Raw genomic sequence first — 305 nt, forward strand, 5'->3', positions numbered from 1 at the left:
CGTGGCGGGACGGGGTGGAGGTCGTCGCGATGGACGGGTTCACCGGGTTCAAGACCGCTGCCGCCGAAGAGCTACCCACCGCAGTACCGGTCATGGATCCGTTCCACGTCATCCGTCTGGCAGGTGAGGGACTGGACCGGTGCCGGCAGCGTGCCCAGCAGCACACCCTCGGGCACCGGGGCCGGGCCGGGGACCCGCTCTACCGGGCGCGGCGGACCCTGCAGACCGGCGCGGACCTGCTCACCGACACCCAGCGCGCCCGGCTGGACACGGTATTCGCGGCAGACGAGCACGTCCAGGTCGAA

At 71.8% G+C, this 305-nt stretch carries 1 protein-coding gene; it reads left to right on the forward strand.

Annotated elements, in window-relative coordinates:
* On the forward strand, positions 1–305 hold a 305-nt coding region (locus BKD30_RS15390; protein WP_143588236.1), incomplete at both ends, for a transposase.

This window comes from Tersicoccus phoenicis (assembly GCF_001968835.1).
GTDB lineage: Bacteria > Actinomycetota > Actinomycetes > Actinomycetales > Micrococcaceae > Tersicoccus > Tersicoccus phoenicis.